Genomic DNA, 15,825 nt, shown 5'->3' with positions numbered 1-15,825 from the left:
GACCTCAGCGCGACGGGCTTGGATCACGCCCGCGCGCGCGCCGGCTCCAGGGTCCGAAACACCGCACCGACGAACACCAGCGCGAGCGCCGCGAGCCCCGCCGCCAGCGCAAAATGCGCCGCGTACCCCAGCGCCCCCGCGGAGAACCCGCTCGCCGCCGCCGCCACGCCCGTCGCCGCGACCACGACCGAGGCCTGCACCGTGTAATCGGCCGCCGCGTGCTCCGGCCGGCACGCCTCCATCATCGCCGTGAAGAGCGACGCCGTCGCCATTCCGCTCGTCAGGTGCTCGAGCCCGCACACCACGGCCAGCGTCGAAATGGAGACGGGCCGCCACGCGACGAGCGCGTAGAGCAGCACGCCGAGCGCCTGCAAGGCCCCGAATCCGAGCAGCGCGCGCCGGTATCCGAGCCTGCGCACGAGCCCGCCCCCGAGCATCGCTCCGACGAGGCCCGCGGCGAACCCCACGCCGCCGATCATCCAGCCGACCTCCCGCATCCCGAGCCCGGCGCCGCGCGGGTCCACGAAAAAGGGCTTGAGCATGCCCGAGGCGAAATGCTCCCCCGCCTTGTAGACGAAGAGCAACCCGAGCCACGAGAACGCGCCCGGGCGTTTGAACCAGTAGGACAAACTCGGGCTCTCGCGGGGCGGCGGCGACGCGGCGGGCGGCTCGCGAAAGACCGCGATGGGCAGCGTGGCGACGAGGAGCATCACGCCGAGGCTCGTGAGCGTGATCCGGAAGCCCGACGCGTCGAAGACGAGGAGCAAGAAGCTCCCGCCCAGGATCATCCCCACGCGATAGGCGGCCACCTGCACGCCATTGCCCCAGCCGAGCTCGTCTGCCGAGAGGAGGTCCACCGCGAGGCCGTCGGTCGCCACGTCCTGCGTGGCGGCGAGCAGGTTGATGCAAAGCACGGCCGCGCAGAGCCAGGGGATCGTCGGGCCGCCCGCCGGCACGGCGAGCGCGAGGAGCAAGAGCGCCGAGAGGATCTGGATCGGCAGGATCACGCCGCGCCGCCGCCCGAGCCTCCCCGGGCCGCGCCGGTCCATGAGGGGCGACCAGAGGAACTTCAGCATCCACGGGAGCGCGAGCAGGTGGCTCAGGCCAATGGCCGGGAGCGACAACCCCATTCGCTGGAGCAGCACGGGCAGCGCTTGCGTGAAAAAGCCGAAAGGGAGCCCCTGGGAGAGGTAGAGGCTCGATAGCAATCCAAGCTTCGTGAGCGTGCCTTTCGTGAGCGTCACGTCCCACCTCGTGGGGGCTCTGCGCGCGAGGGGCAAGGGCGCGAGCGCCCTCACCGCGTCGATCAGAGCAAATTCATGTGAAAATGCGGCTCCGGCCCATCCCGCTCGTCCATGAGCGTCACGCCGGGCTCCTGCTTCACGGCCTCGCGCAGCGCCTTCTCCAGCGCGCCGTCCATGTTCCACGACCGTACGTCGACCGCGCCCGATTTCAGGTGCTTCGACACGTACGTCCCGCGCCCGATCTGCGCGTCGATCACCTCACGCATCGCGCGGATCGTCCCTTTTCGTTTCTCCCCGCGGGCGACGGCGTCGCGATAAGCGTTGCGCAGCTCGGTCGCCGCGGCCTTGTTCTCGTAGAGCGCCACCACGTCGTCGCCGCGCTTCAGCTTGTCGAACATGAGCTGCGCCTGCCTTTGCGGCGTGCGCGTCCCGCCCGTCACCACGAGCCGCTTCTTCGTCGCCTTGTGATACCGGGTCGCGATGCGCTCGAGCCTCTTCGCGTTCGTGTCCGTGAGGCGCAGATCGCGGGCCAGCACCTCCATGTGGTTCGTGCCCGCCACCTTTTGCAAGGGCTCCGGCGCGGCGTCCTTGCCCCCCTCGGCGGCGCCGTCCTGCGCCGTGACGCGGAAGCTCTTCACGTCGTCGTGGCCGCGGCACGCCTTGCACGTCCCGGCCGCGTTCTCGCCGTTCTTCAGCTTCGCGTCGAGCTGCTCGACCGTGCCGCCCTTGGTCACGAGCTCGACGCGCACCTTCAGCGCGTCCTCGTAGCCGCTCTTGATCTCCACGGCGGGCGCCGCGTCCTCGTCGTCGTCGCTCGTGTCCTCGTCGCCCTCGGCGGGCGCGCACGTCCGCAATTCGAGCTTTTCGTAGCCTTTGCCGGCCGTGCGCCACGCCGAGCAGCGCGGCGCGCCCCCCGCCTCCGCCTCGCCTGGCGAGACGACCATCCCCACGAGCAGCGCCGCGGACATCCCCCACGCACGCAACCACGTTTCCCGGCGACCGAGCACGACGACATACCTTCCCGCCGGGCCCTTCCGGGGCCGGCACAGACGCTTTCGCGCGCTCGCCCGCTGCCACAAGGGCCGTCGCGTGTCAAGCGTTATGGCCGCGACCCTTGAAAACGCGGCTCATCGTCCGACCTTCATCACGCTCCCGCCGTTCGTCGCGTCCACCCAGAAGATACACGCTTTTCCCAGCGCGAAACGCGAAAGGCCCGTCCGCCCGCTCGTGTGCACGCGCGGCGCTTCGTCCCCGCATCCGGCCGTGGGACAGCTCCGGATCGCGCCGCCCATCGTGTCGCTCCAGTACACGCGCCCCCCGGAGACAGCCACGTCGAAGGGTTTGTCCCCGGCCTCGCCGGGCGTGATCATCGCGGGCCCGCTGCAATACCCGCCCTTGGGGCACCGCTGGATCGTGCCGCCCGGCTGCCATGACGGATAATAAAAAGAATCGTTGTCCACCGCGACGGACGTGGGGAAGACGAGCGCGCCTGCGACGGACGTCGCGGCTCCCCCGGACGAACCCTGGTAGATCGCGCCGTTGCCGTTGCCATTGCCGAGCTCGACCCAGAAGAGCTGGCCACCGCTCGCCAGGATCGTGTCCGATCGAAAAAGCCCGGTCGCATGCTCCTTCGGCGTAGCGCAGTCGCCCGGCGCGCAGCCGTACACGCGGCCGTCGCTGTCCGCCGCGCCGCGATCCGTCCAGTAGACCGAGGCCCCGTCGAACGCGACGCGTCCGATCGTGCCTTGCGCGACGGAGGGCGCGAGCTTCTGCCGGCTCGCCATGCAGTCCTCCGCCTCGCAGGACCAGAGCCCCTCGTCGTCCCCGTAAAACACGTTTCCGTCGCGCACCACGAGGCAACGCGGCGCGACCGCGCTCGTGAGCGTCTCCGGCGCCTCCGCGCCCGAGACGAACCGCATGACCTCGCCGCCCTCCTGGTTCACCCAGTACACGCCATCGCTCCCGACCACGAGATCCGCGGCGCCCAGCGCGAACGCCGGCCCTTCCGCGATGGGCACGGGCGCGCATCCACCCTCGGGACACGGATCACATTCGAGCACGAGCGACCCCGGACCGCCGCCGCCGCTGCCGCTCATGGTGCTGCTCGTGGAGCCGGTCCCGCCGCCGGCCGCGGCGCCCGGCAGGCCCGCGCCGAGGCGGTCGAGGTCGAGCCAGCAGGCGGCCGTCGGGAGCGCGATCGCCGCGAGCAAGAGGCCGGAAAGGAAGTTTGGGCGCGGAAGCATCGCCGCAGTGTAACCCGCTCGTGGTGCGGTCGTGGTAACCTCGGCCCCGCATGATGTCGGAATCGGACGAGGAGATCGCGGCGCGGCGCATCGGCACGTCGGTCGGGACCTGGACCCTCGAGCGCCTGCTCGGCATCGGCGGCATGGCGAGCGTTTTTCTCGGCCGCCGCCCCGATGGATACGTCGCGGCGATCAAGATCCTCCATCCCTACCTGCAAGACATCTCCGAGCTGCGAAAGCGCTTCCTCCGTGAAGGGCCCATCGGCAGCGCGCTCGCGGCCGTCGGACCGCTTTGCGAAGGGCTGCCGGCCGTCTACGAGTCGGGTGTGTCCGAGGACGGCGCGGCGTTCATGGCGATGGAGCTGCTCGACGGCGAGACCGTCTTCGATCGCATGGCGCGCAAGGGCGTGCTCTCCGTCGACGAGGTCTTGCGGATCGCGCACAAGGTCCTCGACGTGCTCGTCGTCGCGCATGCATTCGGCATCGTGCATCGCGACCTCAAGCCCGAGAACCTGCACAACGGCAGGGATGGGCGGATCAGGGTGCTCGATTTCGGCATCGCCCGCGTCGACACGCTGCCCGAGGGCACAGCGGAGCTGCCCGAGAAGACGGCCACGAAGACGGGCGTCGCCATCGGCAGCTACGAGTACATGGCGCCCGAGCAGGCGATGGGGAAAAACCAGGAGCTCGACGGCCGGACCGACCTCTTCGCGCTCGGCGCAACGATGTTCCGCCTGCTCGGGGGCCGCTACGTGCACGGCGACGCCGAGAACGCGCTTTTGCTCGTCGCCGCGGCCACGCGCCCCGCGCCTCCGCTCGCGTCGATCGCGCCCCACATCCCCGCGCCGGTGTGCCGCGTCGTCGACATCGCGCTCGCGTTCCACAAGGAAGCCCGTTATCCCGACGCCGCGACGATGCGCTTCGACGTCTACTCGCTCCGCGCCGGCAAAACGCCGCCTTACGCGACGGCCGTCGCCGAGGGGCGCATTCGCGCGGGCGACAGGCCGCCCCGCTGACCTTGACATCCCGCGCCTCGCGCGGTCCCATCGGCATCCCGTGGAAACGTTCAGGTGGTGCGGCTGGCCCGCGTGGGTGATTCTGCTGTTCGCGATCCTGGGGCTCGGCCTCGCGGCCCTTGGCTTCTTGCTCGCGCTCATGAAGAGGCCGCTCGGCGGCGCGATCGTGGGTGGCGTCGCGCTCCTCGTATCGCTCGGTTCGATCGGGATGGGGCCCGTCGGCGCGATGCTGGGCCGGTCCATGACGGACCAGGCGCTGCAAGGGGATTACATCGATGCGTCCCAGCGGGCGCTCATCCGCGAGACGGGGTACGCCGAAGCGGACGGGTGCAAGGACGTCGGCCTGGCCCTCGGGACCACGCCGTTCCTCTTCTCCCTCGGGGCCCTCGTCCTCGGGATCGTTCTCCACAGCCGCAAGAAGAGCTGATTCAGGCCGCGGCGTCGATCCCGAGCGCCGCGACGAACCTTTTCGCGAGCGCATCCGCATCCGCCGCGTCGGGCAACCCCAGGACACGCAGCGCCTCGTCGCGCCCCGTATCCCGCGCCCGCGGCGTCGCGATCGCCCGCGCCGCTTCCCTCCGCGCCGCCTCCACGCGCGCCCGCGCAGCCGGATCGAGCCGCCGCTTCGCCCAGGCGTCGATCGCATAGGCGAGCGCCGCGTGGCGCGCCTCGTCGTCGGCGATCCGGGCCATTGCGGCGCGCACTTCCGGATCCTTCGCGAACGTCGCTTGCCACCGCGCGACGAGCGCGCCGAACGCCTCCCGTACGCAGCCCTCGGCCGCGTTGTGCGTCGCGAGCTCCTCCAGCGCCGCGCGCCGCGTCTCGCCGGTTGTTTGTCCCGGTACACACGCCCCGTACCGCCGCGCGAGGGCCCGCGTGCGCCGCGTGTGCCGCCGCTCCTCGTCGGCTGCCCGCGAGGCCGCCCGCAAGAGCCTCCGCGGCGCCCCGAGCGCGGCGAGGTCCCGCCGCAGCTCCCGGAAGGCGATCACCGACCCGGCTTCGAGCGTGGCCGCCTCGACGAGCCATGCGCCCGGCGCCCCGAGATCCTTGGTGTCCAAACGTTTTTCCGGACCGTACCCTGCGAGCGGCCGCCGCCCCGCGCCGCACTCCGACATTTGCGTGCACTCGATCGCGGGCATCGTGCCTCCGTCTTCGAGCGGGATCGACGACGCCACGCACGAGAGCCCGTTCGGGCATTTGCGCTGGCATTCGTCGGCGATCCAGTCTCCGGCGTCCTCGACGCCCCCGTCGCTGCTCGGCGGCAGGAGCGGGATCTGCGACACTTGTTCCGGACACGGGCCACACGCGAGCCCACGCGCCCCGAGCGCCGTCGTGGCGATGATCATGACGAAGAGTTTGTCGAGGTGCCTCATGTTCATGGCGTCGTCCTCAAGGTGAGGTGGAGATCGAAATCGAGCGCGTTTGAAGTCCGCCGGGCGCGGGGGACGCGCCGAGGCCGGGCGCGATCGTCCCGCTCGACGCCGACCGCGTGACCCACACGCGGAAATCGCACTCCGTCGTCCCGGGTTTGATCGCGAGATCCGCCGGCTGGATCGCGTACACGCCGGGATCCTCCGCGAAATAACGCGAAATCGGCCATGACAAACAGGGGGCCGTCACGTCGAGCCACGTCTCGAACGCGCCGTCCGCCGCGTCCCAGTTGATCGGGATGGGCGAAGCGCGGGAGGCGGGCGCGCTCGGGACCACGATCGAAAAAGGCGGAGGCGCCACGAGCTTGCTCACGAATCGCTGGCTGCCGCGCGAAAAGACGAGGTCGAGCTCCGTGGCGCTTGTATCGAGCTGCGCCACGTAGCCGAAGCCGCCGGCGACGAGGGCCTGCTCGGGGCCGCCCGGCTCGGCGAGGCTCAAGCGATCGTGGTTTTCCAGCGTGATGCTCGTCCCGCCGCCGAGCACCGTGACCAGGACCTGGGCCGTGCCGCCGTTCGTGCGCAGCTCGGCGAAGAGCGAGAGCTCGTCCGGCGCGAACGTGGTCGATCCGCGAGGCTCGGAAGGTTCGCTGCACGCCGGCGCGGAGGCGAGGAGCAAAACAGCGAGGAGCGGCGAGCGCATCCCCGGAGCATACCCGAACATCGCCTCCGCCGGGAGCGCTCCTGCGTCAGCGCCGCACGGCGCCGTGGGGTTTGCCCTCGCCGTACCCCGCGAGCGTCTGCACCCCGATCACCGCCTTTTCATGGAGCGCGGGCAGGCTCCGCGCGCCGGCGTACGTGCAGGCCGATTGCACGCCCGTGATCATGTCGATGAGCAGCGCGCCGACGCTCTCCTTGCCCTCCTGGATGTAAATGCGCGACGTCGAAATGCCCTCCCGGAAGAAGCCCTTTTTCGCGCGCTCGAACGGATCGATGTCGGCGGTCCGGTCGTGCACGGCGCGTGCGCTCGCCATGCCGTAATTCTCCTTGTAAAGCGCGCCCTCGCGGTCCTCCTTCACGTCGCCGGGGCTCTCGTACGTGCCCGCGAGCGCCGTCCCCACCATCACACGCGACGCGCCCGCGGCGAGGTACAGCGCCACGTCGCGCGGGTATTTCACGCCGCCGTCGGCCCATACGTGTTTTCCGTGCGCGTGCGCCTCGCGCGCACACGCGAGCACCGAGCTGAACGTCGGCCGGCCCGCGCCCGTTTGCATGCGCGTCGTGCACATCGCGCCCGGCCCCACGTTCACCTTCACGATGTCCGCGCCCGCCTCCAGCAAATCACGCGTGCCCTCGGCCGTGCACACATTGCCCGCGACGAGCGGCACGGCGCTCCCGATGGCCTTCCGCACGGCCCGGATGGCGTCGATCATGCGCCGCTGATGGCCGTGCGCCGTGTCGAGCACGATCGCCGAGACCCCGATGTCCACGAGCCGACGGGCAAACTCGGGCGCATTCGCCGAAATGCCCACGGCGGCCGCGACCATGAGCTCCCCGCCCCCGGACAAACTCGGCCGGAGCAGCTCCAGCCGCACGGCGTCGTCGCGCGTCAAGACACCCACGAGCTTGCCCTGGGCGTCGAGCACGGGCACGGCCTTCACGCGCGCCTCTTCCATGAGGAGAAATGCGTCGCGGTTCGGCGTGCCCGCGGCGATCGTCACGAGGCGCGAGGACATCAGCGCCGAGGCGGGCGTGTACTGATCCCGATCCCGCAGGTCCGCGTGCGTGACGATGCCGAGGACACGGCGCTCGTCGTCCACGACGACGACCAGGTCGTGGGATCGCTTGCGGATGATGCCTTGCACGTCGCGCAGGCTCTCGCGCGGCGAGACCACGAGGGGCGTGTCGTACCGCGGATCGGCGCTCTTGATGTGCCCGACGATGCGCTCGGTCGTATCGAGGGCCATGTCCTGGGGGAGCACGCCGAGCCCGCCGAAGCGGGCCATCGTTTCGGCCATGCGTTTGCCCGTGACGGCATTCATGTTTGCCGAGACGATCGGGTGCGACCCGCCCGGAAAGTCGACGGGCCGGAGATCGACGTCGAGGCGCGAGACGCCCTCGAAATACCCTGGCGTCAGGAAGACGTCTTCGAGCGCGAGCTCGAGGTTTTCGTCCCGCTCGGGATGGAGAAATCGCATGCGGCAACTGTAGCCGAATGCGGCGAAAACGACGAGCAGACGCTCGGTTTATTGCGGGCCGGCGGCTTCGGGCGAGGCGGGAGAGGCGGGCGCAGGCTCGGCGGGCGCCGCGGGCGCGGGCTCCTTGGCCGGTTCCGGTTCCTTCGCAGGCTCCGGCGTGGCCGGGGGCTCGCTCGACGTGGGCTTCGTGGCCTCGGGCTCGGCCTTTTCCTTCGGCGGGGCGGGCAGGAGGTCGCCCGTGATGTTCAGCGCGAGGATGATGTAGGGGACGGCCTGCGAGACGTCCTGGCCCGTGCGGTACGGCGACTTCAGCCACCAGTTCGCGACGAGCAGGAGCGTCGGTTCGAGCCCTGCGCCGTCCGGCTTCTTGAACGTCCACGCCGCGATGGGCCCGAGCCGGTGAATCGCGCCCGGGGCGCGGGTCTTGTCGTCGCCGGGCGCGAAATGTTCGTCCTTGTAAAACGCCTGGCCCGTCGTCCAGCGCAGGCCGACGCTGAGGCGGTTGTCGAGGCCCTGGAAGAGGAGGTCGGTGTCGTTCGAGTACCAGAGGCCGCCGTCGCCCACGAGCAGATCATAGAAGATATCGTAAAAGACGCGGTCGCCCTGGCGCAGCTTCATGTCGGGTCGGCCGAAACGGAAGAGGTTGCGCGCCGCGACGGGGCCGAACTTGAACTGCAGGTTCGCGCCGGCGATGAGCTGCGTGCCGGTCGTCGAATAGTTCTTCTGGGGGTTGCCCTTTTCGAGGTCGCCGCGCCGCGCGAGCTCGGTGTCGCTGTAGTTCACCTTCGTCGCGTCCGCCGTGGGATACGATTGCAGGAAGTTGAACGCGCCGAAATACGCGATTCCCTCGTAAAGCGCCCAGAGCTGGAGGAAGCTCGCCGGCTGGATCTGGATCGTGGGTCCGCCGCGGGCGAACGCGCCGCTCAGGGACGGAGCGAGTCCAATGCCGATGAAATTATCCCGGAGCGCCACGCTGTCGCTCTTGTAAAGGCGGTATCGGTAGACGAAACGCGCATCCGTGATGAGGCCGAGCGGGTTCCACCGGAACAACGTCAAATCGTTATAGACGATCCGGTGCTGCGGGGGCGGTCCGTCCCGGTACGCCTGGGCCTCGGCGTCCTGGGCGGTCGATAGAGTTACCAGCGCCGCGAGGGCGGCGAGCGAGGGGGCGAGGAAGCGGCGCATGGAAAAGCTCCGTGGAGAGGCGGTCGCCTATGAAATGGGCATCCTATGGCTTTCCTTCGTTGCAGGTCAAGCGTTCAGGACGGCCCGGTTCACGCGCGGCGCGCCTGCCGTTGACGGCGCATGGCGTCGCCCAACGATCTCGTTTGGAACGGGAGAAGGCGATCGTGTCTCCAGGCTTTTGCCGCATCGCGCCAAGCGTCCCGGGCGCTCTCGCCTCGTTTTCGTTCCGACGGAGATGCGCTCCATGCGGACCTCGACACGCTCCCGTTTCTGGCTCCTCTGCCTACCGCTCGCCGCGTGTGGTGGCCCCGCGGCCACCACCGAGATCTCCGGCGTCGAGCCGCCGGCCGAGGTCGACGAGGCCCCGCCGCCGATTCTCGCGAATCGGGTCCTCCTCGCCCGGCCCGGCCCCGAGGCGCCCGAGGAGATCACGCTGGAGCTCGACAAGGCCAAGGCCCTTCGAATGTTCGGCGAATCCGCGCGGCGCATCCGGATCCTCGACGTCGACTCCACCAAGCTGCTCGGCAACGTCCTCGACGCCATCCGCGACGCCTGCGGCCATGGCTGGAGGCTCGACCAGAAAAACCCCGGCTACGATTGCATGCAAACCGCGCTCGGGCGGACGTTCGGGCCCGCGTGGCGCACCTCGGCCGAGTTCGGCCTCGTGCGTTTGCTCGGCATGACCCCAGCAAATACCGATCTCTCGGGGACGAGCCTTTCGACGTTCTCCGAGCTCGTCGACCAAAACCCGACCACGTTCCGCTTCGATTTCGCCGAGGTGCTCGCCGAGACCCTCGGCATCGGGCGCACCGATCCCGTCGTGCCCACGGCGGCGCTGGTCCGCGCGCTCCAGGAAAACCTGCTCGGCACGCACCCGGGAATCGACGACCCCTCGGGAAAACTCCCGGTGACCCTGTATGACGCGCTGAAAGACCTCTCGACGTTGCCCGAAATCTTCGGCCCCGTGGGCCGGAGCCCGTTCGCAGGCTCCGGCGAGCATCCTGGCGTGCTCGTGCCGGACGACGCCTCTTTCGTCACGCGGAGCGACGTGCTCGGCCCCGATTTCCGCATGCGCGTGGTCGCCGAATCGAACCTGCGCCGCGTGCGCGGGATCGACCTCTCGTCCGGGGGCGGCGACATGTTCTTGATGGAAGGCCGCGCGCCGCTCTCGTTCGATTTCGAGGATCCCAAGCGGCTCGTGATCCAGGGTGTCGCAGACGTGCCCACGGTCGACATGCGTTTCGCGACCGTCGAGGCGGACCATTTCGTCCCCTCGTGCGAGGCCGACCCCGGCTGCCGTCCGTTTTTCTTGGAATCGATCGTGACGAGCAGCGCGCGGCGCGCGTACGGGCAGCGGTCGTACGATCGTTGTTACGTCGGGCTCAACGGCGAATGCCTGGTCGGCGTGGCGATCGGGCAGGGTGCCGCGCCGGGCTGGATCACGTTCGCGAATGCGATCCGGGGCGTGACCGTGCCGGAGCCGCTCTTCTTGTGGGAGCTCCTGGCCGAAGTTGCGCAGATTTCGCTCCACGATCCGACGGGCGACGGCGCCGCGGACATTGCCGAGGGCGCGGCAAGGCCGGTGTTCGCGCTCCGGAACGTGCCCATCGGCCCACGCGGCGCCGAGCTCGTCCAGGCGATGCGACCGACGTTGCAATCGCAGGCGGATTTCATGGCGAACGTGATCGTCGGTCGGTTCTGGGAGAACAACCACGACCTCGATTTCTACGTGCGCCGCGACGCGGAGGGCAGGCGGCCGTTTTTGTATTTCGTGGCGCCGTCCGATCCAAAGCCAGGCACTGCGGGCTCGGACCGTCCCAAGCCGTATCGCTACGAGCGCCCCGGGTTCTTCAAGAGCCCGGACCTCGCCGAGGAGAGCCGCCTCTCGAAGCGGCAGATCCCGGGCGTCGCCGATACGGAGCACGAGAAGGTGCCGCTCTCGCCGGGCGAGCTCGTGCTTTATGCGGAGGACGACACGCGCGACGTCTACGAAATCCGGATCCTGGTGCCCGAGGAGGAGGGACGCGACATGATCGTCGATTTCGAGAAGGTCGCCTCGCGGAGGTCCCGATGAGCCCGCGACGATGCGCTACCCTGCTCGCCCTCCTCGGCGCCTCGGCCGCGGGATGCGTCGAGCCCCTCACGCTGGAATCGCCCCCGCCCGAGGGCGAGCTCGCCCCGGGCGAGAGCCGTGCGATCACCTTGCGGTTTTTGCGGCTCGATGTGGAGGATTTCGCGCAGACGCTCGGCCCGGAGGAGCTCCGCCGGTTGCCGCGAAAAACCCTCGAAGAGACCTGGCTCTTCGACATGGAACTCCGTCCGCTCGTGGAGAACGCGCTCGATCGATTCACGCGTCTCTCCGAGGAGGAAGCGAATGCGCTCCCGCAGGCGGCGTGGAACATGTTCGCGCTTCTCCACATGACGCCGGCGAGCGCGCGGCTCGAAGGCACGTCGCTCGCGGGGCTCACGGCCGTGGGCGAGGCGGTCGGGATCTCGCCGTTGCGGATCCTCGCGGACCTCGCGGGCGTGGGGCCGAACGAGCCGCTCGCCCCGCGATCGATCGTCACCGACGTCGTGCTCGACCAGGTGATTGCGACGCACCCGCGCGCGCGCGTCCGCAAGGGCCCGGTGACCGACGATCACCCCGAGGGCCTTTACGACGTGGAGAAAGGGAAAATCGCCCTGACCCTCTACGACGTGGCCACGGATTTCGCTTCGCTCTCGGAGCGGTTTGGCCGGGCGCCGCTCGATCCGGCGCACCCCGAAGGTCCCGAGCATCCCGGGTTTCTCCGGTCCGCCTCCGGCCTCTCGACCGCCGACGGGGGCTTTCGGATGACGGTGCGGCTCGACGTGAATGCCTTGCCGTATCGAGGCGTCGACGCCTCTCATGCGCGCGTCGCCAGCGTGAACTCGATCGGCGGACAGATCGGCCGCGCCTTCGATTTCACGGATCCACGGTGGCTCGAGGTGCAGGGGCTCGCGGAAGACCTCGCGATCCGGGAGATGACGATGACGATCGACGAGGACCCAGCCTACCTCGCGCCCGGGACGCGCCGGGATCCGCGGCCGCTCGGCAATTCCGCCGTCTGGAATGCGGCGCCGTGGGTCGAGGAGCGTGTCCTCGCCGAGACAGGGCGGCGCCTCGCGGCGCGCATCCCGCCCCATTGCACCACGTATTCGCCCGCGGGCGAGGTCTCCGATCCCTTCGAGGCCGTGCGGGTGTGCATCGACGGAGAGGGATGGGTGCAGATCGACATCGATCCGAGCGTGATCCTCGACCAGCCGCCGCCGCGGCCGTCGTATTACTGGGACATGCTCCTCGAAGTCGCGCAGGCGCGGATGCACGACGGCGGGCTCGCGGAGGGCGAGGCGAACGTGGTGATGGCCGTGCACGACGTGCCCGTGGGTGTGCGGACCGAGCAGGTCGTCGCGCGGATTCGCGAGAACATCGAAAAGAACCCCGCGACGCTGCGGGAGATGGCCGAGGCGCTGACGCAGAACACCCGCGGCGACGCCGATTTTTTCTACGTGCAGCCCGAGGGGAGCGCCGAGGATTGGCTCTATTTCGTGGCGCCCGAGGACATCCGCAAGGACACGGAGGGCAATCCCGTGCGGCCCTACGCCTACACGCGCCCGGGTTTCTTCGCCGACCCGGCCCTCACGCAAAAGGTGTCCTCGCGCGTCGAGATCGACGGGGACCAGGCGCACGAAAAGGTGCGGATCGAGCCGGGCGAACGGCTCTATGTGGAGGACGCCGAGGGGCGCGTCTTCGAGATCGTCGCGGAGGAGAAGCCGAGCCTGCACAGGCTCGCGCTCGTCGTGACACGCGCGTCGTGAATCGATCGAAGGGGGAGAGCACCATGTCACGTCGTCCGCTGCATATCGTGTCCTTGCCCCTCCTTTTCGGCGCGCTCCTCGTGGCGCGAGGCGCGAGCGCGTCCGGGCTCGACGCGCCCCTCGTGGGGAGTGGGCAATCCGGGCCGACGATCTCCGATGGCGCGGCCATTCACTGGAACCCCGCGGCGCTCGCCGATCTCGATCGCCCCGAGCTCTTCGGCGGCGCGGGCCTCGTCGCAGGGCGCGTCGGGTATCGCCGCGATCGGCGGGGGACGTACCAGACGCCCGACAGCCTGCGATTGCGAGGGCCCATGGCGGCAGGCGAGACGGACCCAGGAAAACAGGGCTTTTCTAGGGAAGTGGTCGCGACGCCGCTCGCGCCGACGGGGGATCTGTTTTTCGCATGGCCCCTGGCCCAGCGTCGGCTCGTGCTCGGGCTCGGCGCGTACGTGCCTTATGCGGCGGCGCTCGATTTCCCGGCGAACGGCCCGCAGGCGTGGCAGCTCCGGCAGGCGTTCATCGTGGCGTCTTACGTGACGGCGAGCGCGGCCCTGCGCGTCCTGCCAAGCCTCTCGGTCGGCGCGGGCGTCTCGTACGTCGGCGGGCTCGCGAGCCTCTCCAAGAAGCAAGACTTCGCGGAGCTCCCCGAGTTCCAGCGAGCGTTCTCGGATCCGCCGATTGGCCAGCCAAACGAGTTCGGCCCGAACGCGCCGAGCCACGTGCGCGAGCTCGACGTCCTCTCGCGGCCGATCTCGATCACGAACGCCCTGAGCCACGGGATCTCGTTCAACGTGGGCCTTTTGTATCAGCCTTCCGAGGACGTCCGCCTCGCGCTCGCCTATCAACACGGCGCGCAGATGCGGTACCGGGGGCGCTTCGCGCTCGACATGAACGATCCGTTCTTCACGCAGGACCTCGCCGCGCAGGGGCTCAGGTATCCGCCCCTCGTCCAAGGGGATGCCGAGCTCGCATTCCGGCTCCCGAAGCGGCTCACGGCAGGCGCGTCGTACCAAGCGACCCGGGCCTTCCGCGTCGACGGGTTCGTCCAGTACGTGACGTATTCGGACGTGGACGCGTTCGTCGTGACGACCCGCTCGCCCTCGCTTGCGCAGCCGAAGCTCGGGATCGGTCCCTCGGTGCGGGCGATCCTGCCCCGGAAGTGGAACGATACGGTGTGGGTCGAAGCCAATGGGCGTTTTGCGCTCTCGCGGCACTTCACGATGTCGGCGACGATCGGGTATCAATCGCCGGCCTCGCCCGACGAGACCATTGACGTGGGCTCACCCGACGGGCACCGGCTCGTGGGCGGCCTCGGCGCCGTCGTCAAGGCGACGCAGTGGCTCGATCTGCACGCCGACGCGCGCGCGCAGGGAATTCTCCCGAGGACGGTGACGACCTCGCGGAGCGACGTTGGAAATGGCAGGTACACGATGGCGATCGGATACCTCGGCGGGCACGCGAAGGCGCGGTTTTAACCTCGAATTCGCGCGTCTGCACGACCTCGTGGTCGCGACGGCCCGCCCCTGCGCCGCGACGGTATTGCGATCAAACGAGCACTTTTGTCAAATATGTAGCGCGAGAATCACAGCCCTCCCCGCATCGAGGGGCCTGTCGTGGTTTCTGCGTCAGGATCTTGCGCCTTCCCAGCAATCCTGTTGGGATTTCACGATGACGCACGTTCTACCTTCACATCGTCGCGTTCTCCACGTCGCTCACGTTCTTCCTCGTCTCGGACAGGTCGGAGGACTCGTGCTTGCGCTCGCGAGTCTCGTCGGTTGCGGGGGTGATCCGGGGGATCCGTCCGAGGAGCTCACAGCGGAAGCGCAGGCCGCCTCCTGCGTGGCGGAGCCCATGCTCATTTCGTATGGCCCCGGGCCGGACCAGTTCGGCGAGCTGCGCGTGCCTATGGGGCGCGGCCCGCATCCCGTCGCGGTGCTCCTCCACGGCGGGTGCTGGACGACCATCTTCGGGCTGGAGCAAATGAGCGACATGGGTGAGGACCTCACGCGCAGGGGCATCGCCACCTGGAATGTCGAATTCCGCCGCATCACATACGGCGGCACGGATTCGGGACATCCGGAGACGTTCCTCGATGTCGGCGCGGCCATCGACAAGCTGCGCACGCTCGCCCCGATCTACGATCTCGACCTCGACGAGGTGGTGGCCGTGGGCCACTCCGCGGGCGGTCACCTCGGCGTATGGGCCGCCGCGCGCCCGAATCTACCCACGACGAGCCCCATCCGCGGCGCCAATCCGCTCCCGCTCTCGGCCGTCGTCTCCCTCGCCGGCGTGCTCGATATCGCCGATCCCGTGGCGCGCGGCGCTTGCGGGACCCTCGCCGATCAGCTCCTCGGCGGCACGCCCACGGACGTTCCGGAGCGTTATGCAGAGAGCAATCCGAGCGAGCTCGTGCCGATCGGGGTGCGGCAAGTGCTCGTCCACGGGACCGCCGACGACATCATCCCGCTCTCGTCGAGCGAGAACTACCGCGAACATGCGCGCGATGCAGGGGACCACGTCTCCTTGAAGAAAGTGCACAACGCCGACCACTTCGACGTGATTACACCCACGTCCCCCAAGTGGCCGCAGGTCCGTGGCCGAATTCTCAGCGCATTCTAGGAGGATTGAAGGGCTTCCGTCAAAACCCCGGCGCTCTTCCTATTGTGTCTTCGAACTGTATTCTGGGTCTCGAAGGGCTCGTCGGCTCAGGGAATTCCTGGGCGGATGCGTACGAT

At 69.2% G+C, this 15,825-nt stretch carries 13 protein-coding genes; 6 read left to right on the top strand and 7 right to left on the bottom strand.

The genetic code is table 11. The features are described 5' to 3' along the window. Nucleotides 1–23 precede the first annotated feature (23 nt). The 3 genes from POL67_RS38605 to POL67_RS38595 all read right to left on the bottom strand — a co-directional run bounded on the left by POL67_RS38605 (nucleotide 24) and on the right by POL67_RS38595 (nucleotide 3,487). A complete protein-coding gene (locus POL67_RS38605) occupies nucleotides 24–1,244 on the bottom strand; it encodes an MFS transporter (RefSeq protein WP_271925708.1) in 1,221 nt (406 codons plus the stop codon). A 62-nt stretch (nucleotides 1,245–1,306) separates the two neighbouring features. Continuing rightward, nucleotides 1,307–2,212 (bottom strand): hypothetical protein, encoded by a 906-nt coding sequence (locus POL67_RS38600; protein ID WP_271925706.1) that lies wholly within the window; start codon nucleotides 2,210–2,212, stop codon nucleotides 1,307–1,309. A gap of 159 nt (nucleotides 2,213–2,371) precedes the next feature. Beyond that, nucleotides 2,372–3,487 carry a hypothetical protein gene (locus tag POL67_RS38595; protein WP_271925704.1) on the bottom strand — a complete coding sequence of 372 codons (1,116 nt, stop codon included), beginning with the start codon at nucleotides 3,485–3,487 and terminating at the stop codon, nucleotides 2,372–2,374. Nucleotides 3,488–3,537: 50 nt separating this feature from the next. Between POL67_RS38595 and POL67_RS38590 the strand changes: the two genes are divergently transcribed. Both POL67_RS38590 and POL67_RS38585 read left to right on the top strand, forming a co-directional pair. Next, complete coding sequence (locus tag POL67_RS38590) at nucleotides 3,538–4,503, top strand: serine/threonine-protein kinase (RefSeq protein ID WP_271925703.1); 966 nt, start codon at nucleotides 3,538–3,540, stop codon at nucleotides 4,501–4,503. Nucleotides 4,504–4,543: 40 nt separating this feature from the next. Next, nucleotides 4,544–4,930, top strand: coding sequence for a hypothetical protein (locus POL67_RS38585; protein WP_271925702.1), 387 nt, complete (start codon nucleotides 4,544–4,546; stop codon nucleotides 4,928–4,930). Nucleotide 4,931: 1 nt separating this feature from the next. On the opposite strand, the gene POL67_RS38580 is transcribed toward POL67_RS38585, so the two are convergent. Genes POL67_RS38580 through POL67_RS38565 form a run of 4 tightly spaced genes read right to left on the bottom strand, consistent with a single transcriptional unit; the run spans nucleotide 4,932 to nucleotide 9,253 of the window. Continuing rightward, the gene (locus tag POL67_RS38580) at nucleotides 4,932–5,882 is read right to left on the bottom strand and encodes a hypothetical protein (protein WP_271925701.1); all 951 of its coding nucleotides are present in this window, start codon (nucleotides 5,880–5,882) and stop codon (nucleotides 4,932–4,934) included. 10 nt (nucleotides 5,883–5,892) lie between these two features. Continuing rightward, nucleotides 5,893–6,573: a hypothetical protein gene (locus POL67_RS38575; RefSeq protein WP_271925700.1), complete on the bottom strand. Its 681-nt coding sequence runs from the start codon at nucleotides 6,571–6,573 to the stop codon at nucleotides 5,893–5,895. Between the two features lie 46 nt (nucleotides 6,574–6,619). After that, complete coding sequence (locus POL67_RS38570) at nucleotides 6,620–8,068, bottom strand: GuaB1 family IMP dehydrogenase-related protein (protein ID WP_271925699.1); 1,449 nt, start codon at nucleotides 8,066–8,068, stop codon at nucleotides 6,620–6,622. A 48-nt stretch (nucleotides 8,069–8,116) separates the two neighbouring features. Further along, nucleotides 8,117–9,253, bottom strand: a complete 1,137-nt coding sequence (locus tag POL67_RS38565; RefSeq protein WP_271925698.1) for a hypothetical protein — start codon at nucleotides 9,251–9,253, stop codon at nucleotides 8,117–8,119. A 244-nt stretch (nucleotides 9,254–9,497) separates the two neighbouring features. Between POL67_RS38565 and POL67_RS38560 the strand changes: the two genes are divergently transcribed. The 4 genes from POL67_RS38560 to POL67_RS38545 all read left to right on the top strand — a co-directional run bounded on the left by POL67_RS38560 (nucleotide 9,498) and on the right by POL67_RS38545 (nucleotide 15,709). After that, nucleotides 9,498–11,327: a hypothetical protein gene (locus tag POL67_RS38560; protein WP_271925697.1), complete on the top strand. Its 1,830-nt coding sequence runs from the start codon at nucleotides 9,498–9,500 to the stop codon at nucleotides 11,325–11,327. After that, nucleotides 11,324–13,090 carry an acetyltransferase gene (locus POL67_RS38555; RefSeq protein WP_271925696.1) on the top strand — a complete coding sequence of 589 codons (1,767 nt, stop codon included), beginning with the start codon at nucleotides 11,324–11,326 and terminating at the stop codon, nucleotides 13,088–13,090. Before POL67_RS38560 ends, POL67_RS38555 begins: the two co-directional genes overlap by 4 nt. Before the next feature lie 23 nt (nucleotides 13,091–13,113). After that, a complete protein-coding gene (locus POL67_RS38550) occupies nucleotides 13,114–14,565 on the top strand; it encodes an OmpP1/FadL family transporter (RefSeq protein ID WP_271925695.1) in 1,452 nt (483 codons plus the stop codon). Between the two features lie 274 nt (nucleotides 14,566–14,839). Beyond that, nucleotides 14,840–15,709, top strand: a complete 870-nt coding sequence (locus POL67_RS38545; protein WP_271925694.1) for an alpha/beta hydrolase family protein — start codon at nucleotides 14,840–14,842, stop codon at nucleotides 15,707–15,709. The last annotated feature ends 116 nt before the right edge of the window (nucleotides 15,710–15,825 follow it).

This window comes from Polyangium mundeleinium, assembly GCF_028369105.1.
In the GTDB taxonomy this organism is placed as follows: Bacteria; Myxococcota_A; Polyangia; order Polyangiales; family Polyangiaceae; genus Polyangium; species Polyangium mundeleinium.
Note: the sequence above shows the minus strand (reverse complement) of the source record. Positions and strands in the feature narration are given on the sequence as shown.

Coding starts and splice junctions, on each gene's coding strand:
- POL67_RS38560 (WP_271925697.1), top strand. CDS start 9,498: ATGCGGACCTCGACACGCTCCCGTTTCTGGCTCCTCTGCCTACCGCTC.
- POL67_RS38600 (WP_271925706.1), bottom strand. CDS start 2,212: ATGTCCGCGGCGCTGCTCGTGGGGATGGTCGTCTCGCCAGGCGAGGCG.
- POL67_RS38575 (WP_271925700.1), bottom strand. CDS start 6,573: ATGCGCTCGCCGCTCCTCGCTGTTTTGCTCCTCGCCTCCGCGCCGGCG.
- POL67_RS38590 (WP_271925703.1), top strand. CDS start 3,538: ATGATGTCGGAATCGGACGAGGAGATCGCGGCGCGGCGCATCGGCACG.
- POL67_RS38555 (WP_271925696.1), top strand. CDS start 11,324: ATGAGCCCGCGACGATGCGCTACCCTGCTCGCCCTCCTCGGCGCCTCG.
- POL67_RS38550 (WP_271925695.1), top strand. CDS start 13,114: ATGTCACGTCGTCCGCTGCATATCGTGTCCTTGCCCCTCCTTTTCGGC.
- POL67_RS38595 (WP_271925704.1), bottom strand. CDS start 3,487: ATGCTTCCGCGCCCAAACTTCCTTTCCGGCCTCTTGCTCGCGGCGATC.
- POL67_RS38565 (WP_271925698.1), bottom strand. CDS start 9,253: ATGCGCCGCTTCCTCGCCCCCTCGCTCGCCGCCCTCGCGGCGCTGGTA.
- POL67_RS38580 (WP_271925701.1), bottom strand. CDS start 5,882: ATGAACATGAGGCACCTCGACAAACTCTTCGTCATGATCATCGCCACG.
- POL67_RS38570 (WP_271925699.1), bottom strand. CDS start 8,068: ATGCGATTTCTCCATCCCGAGCGGGACGAAAACCTCGAGCTCGCGCTC.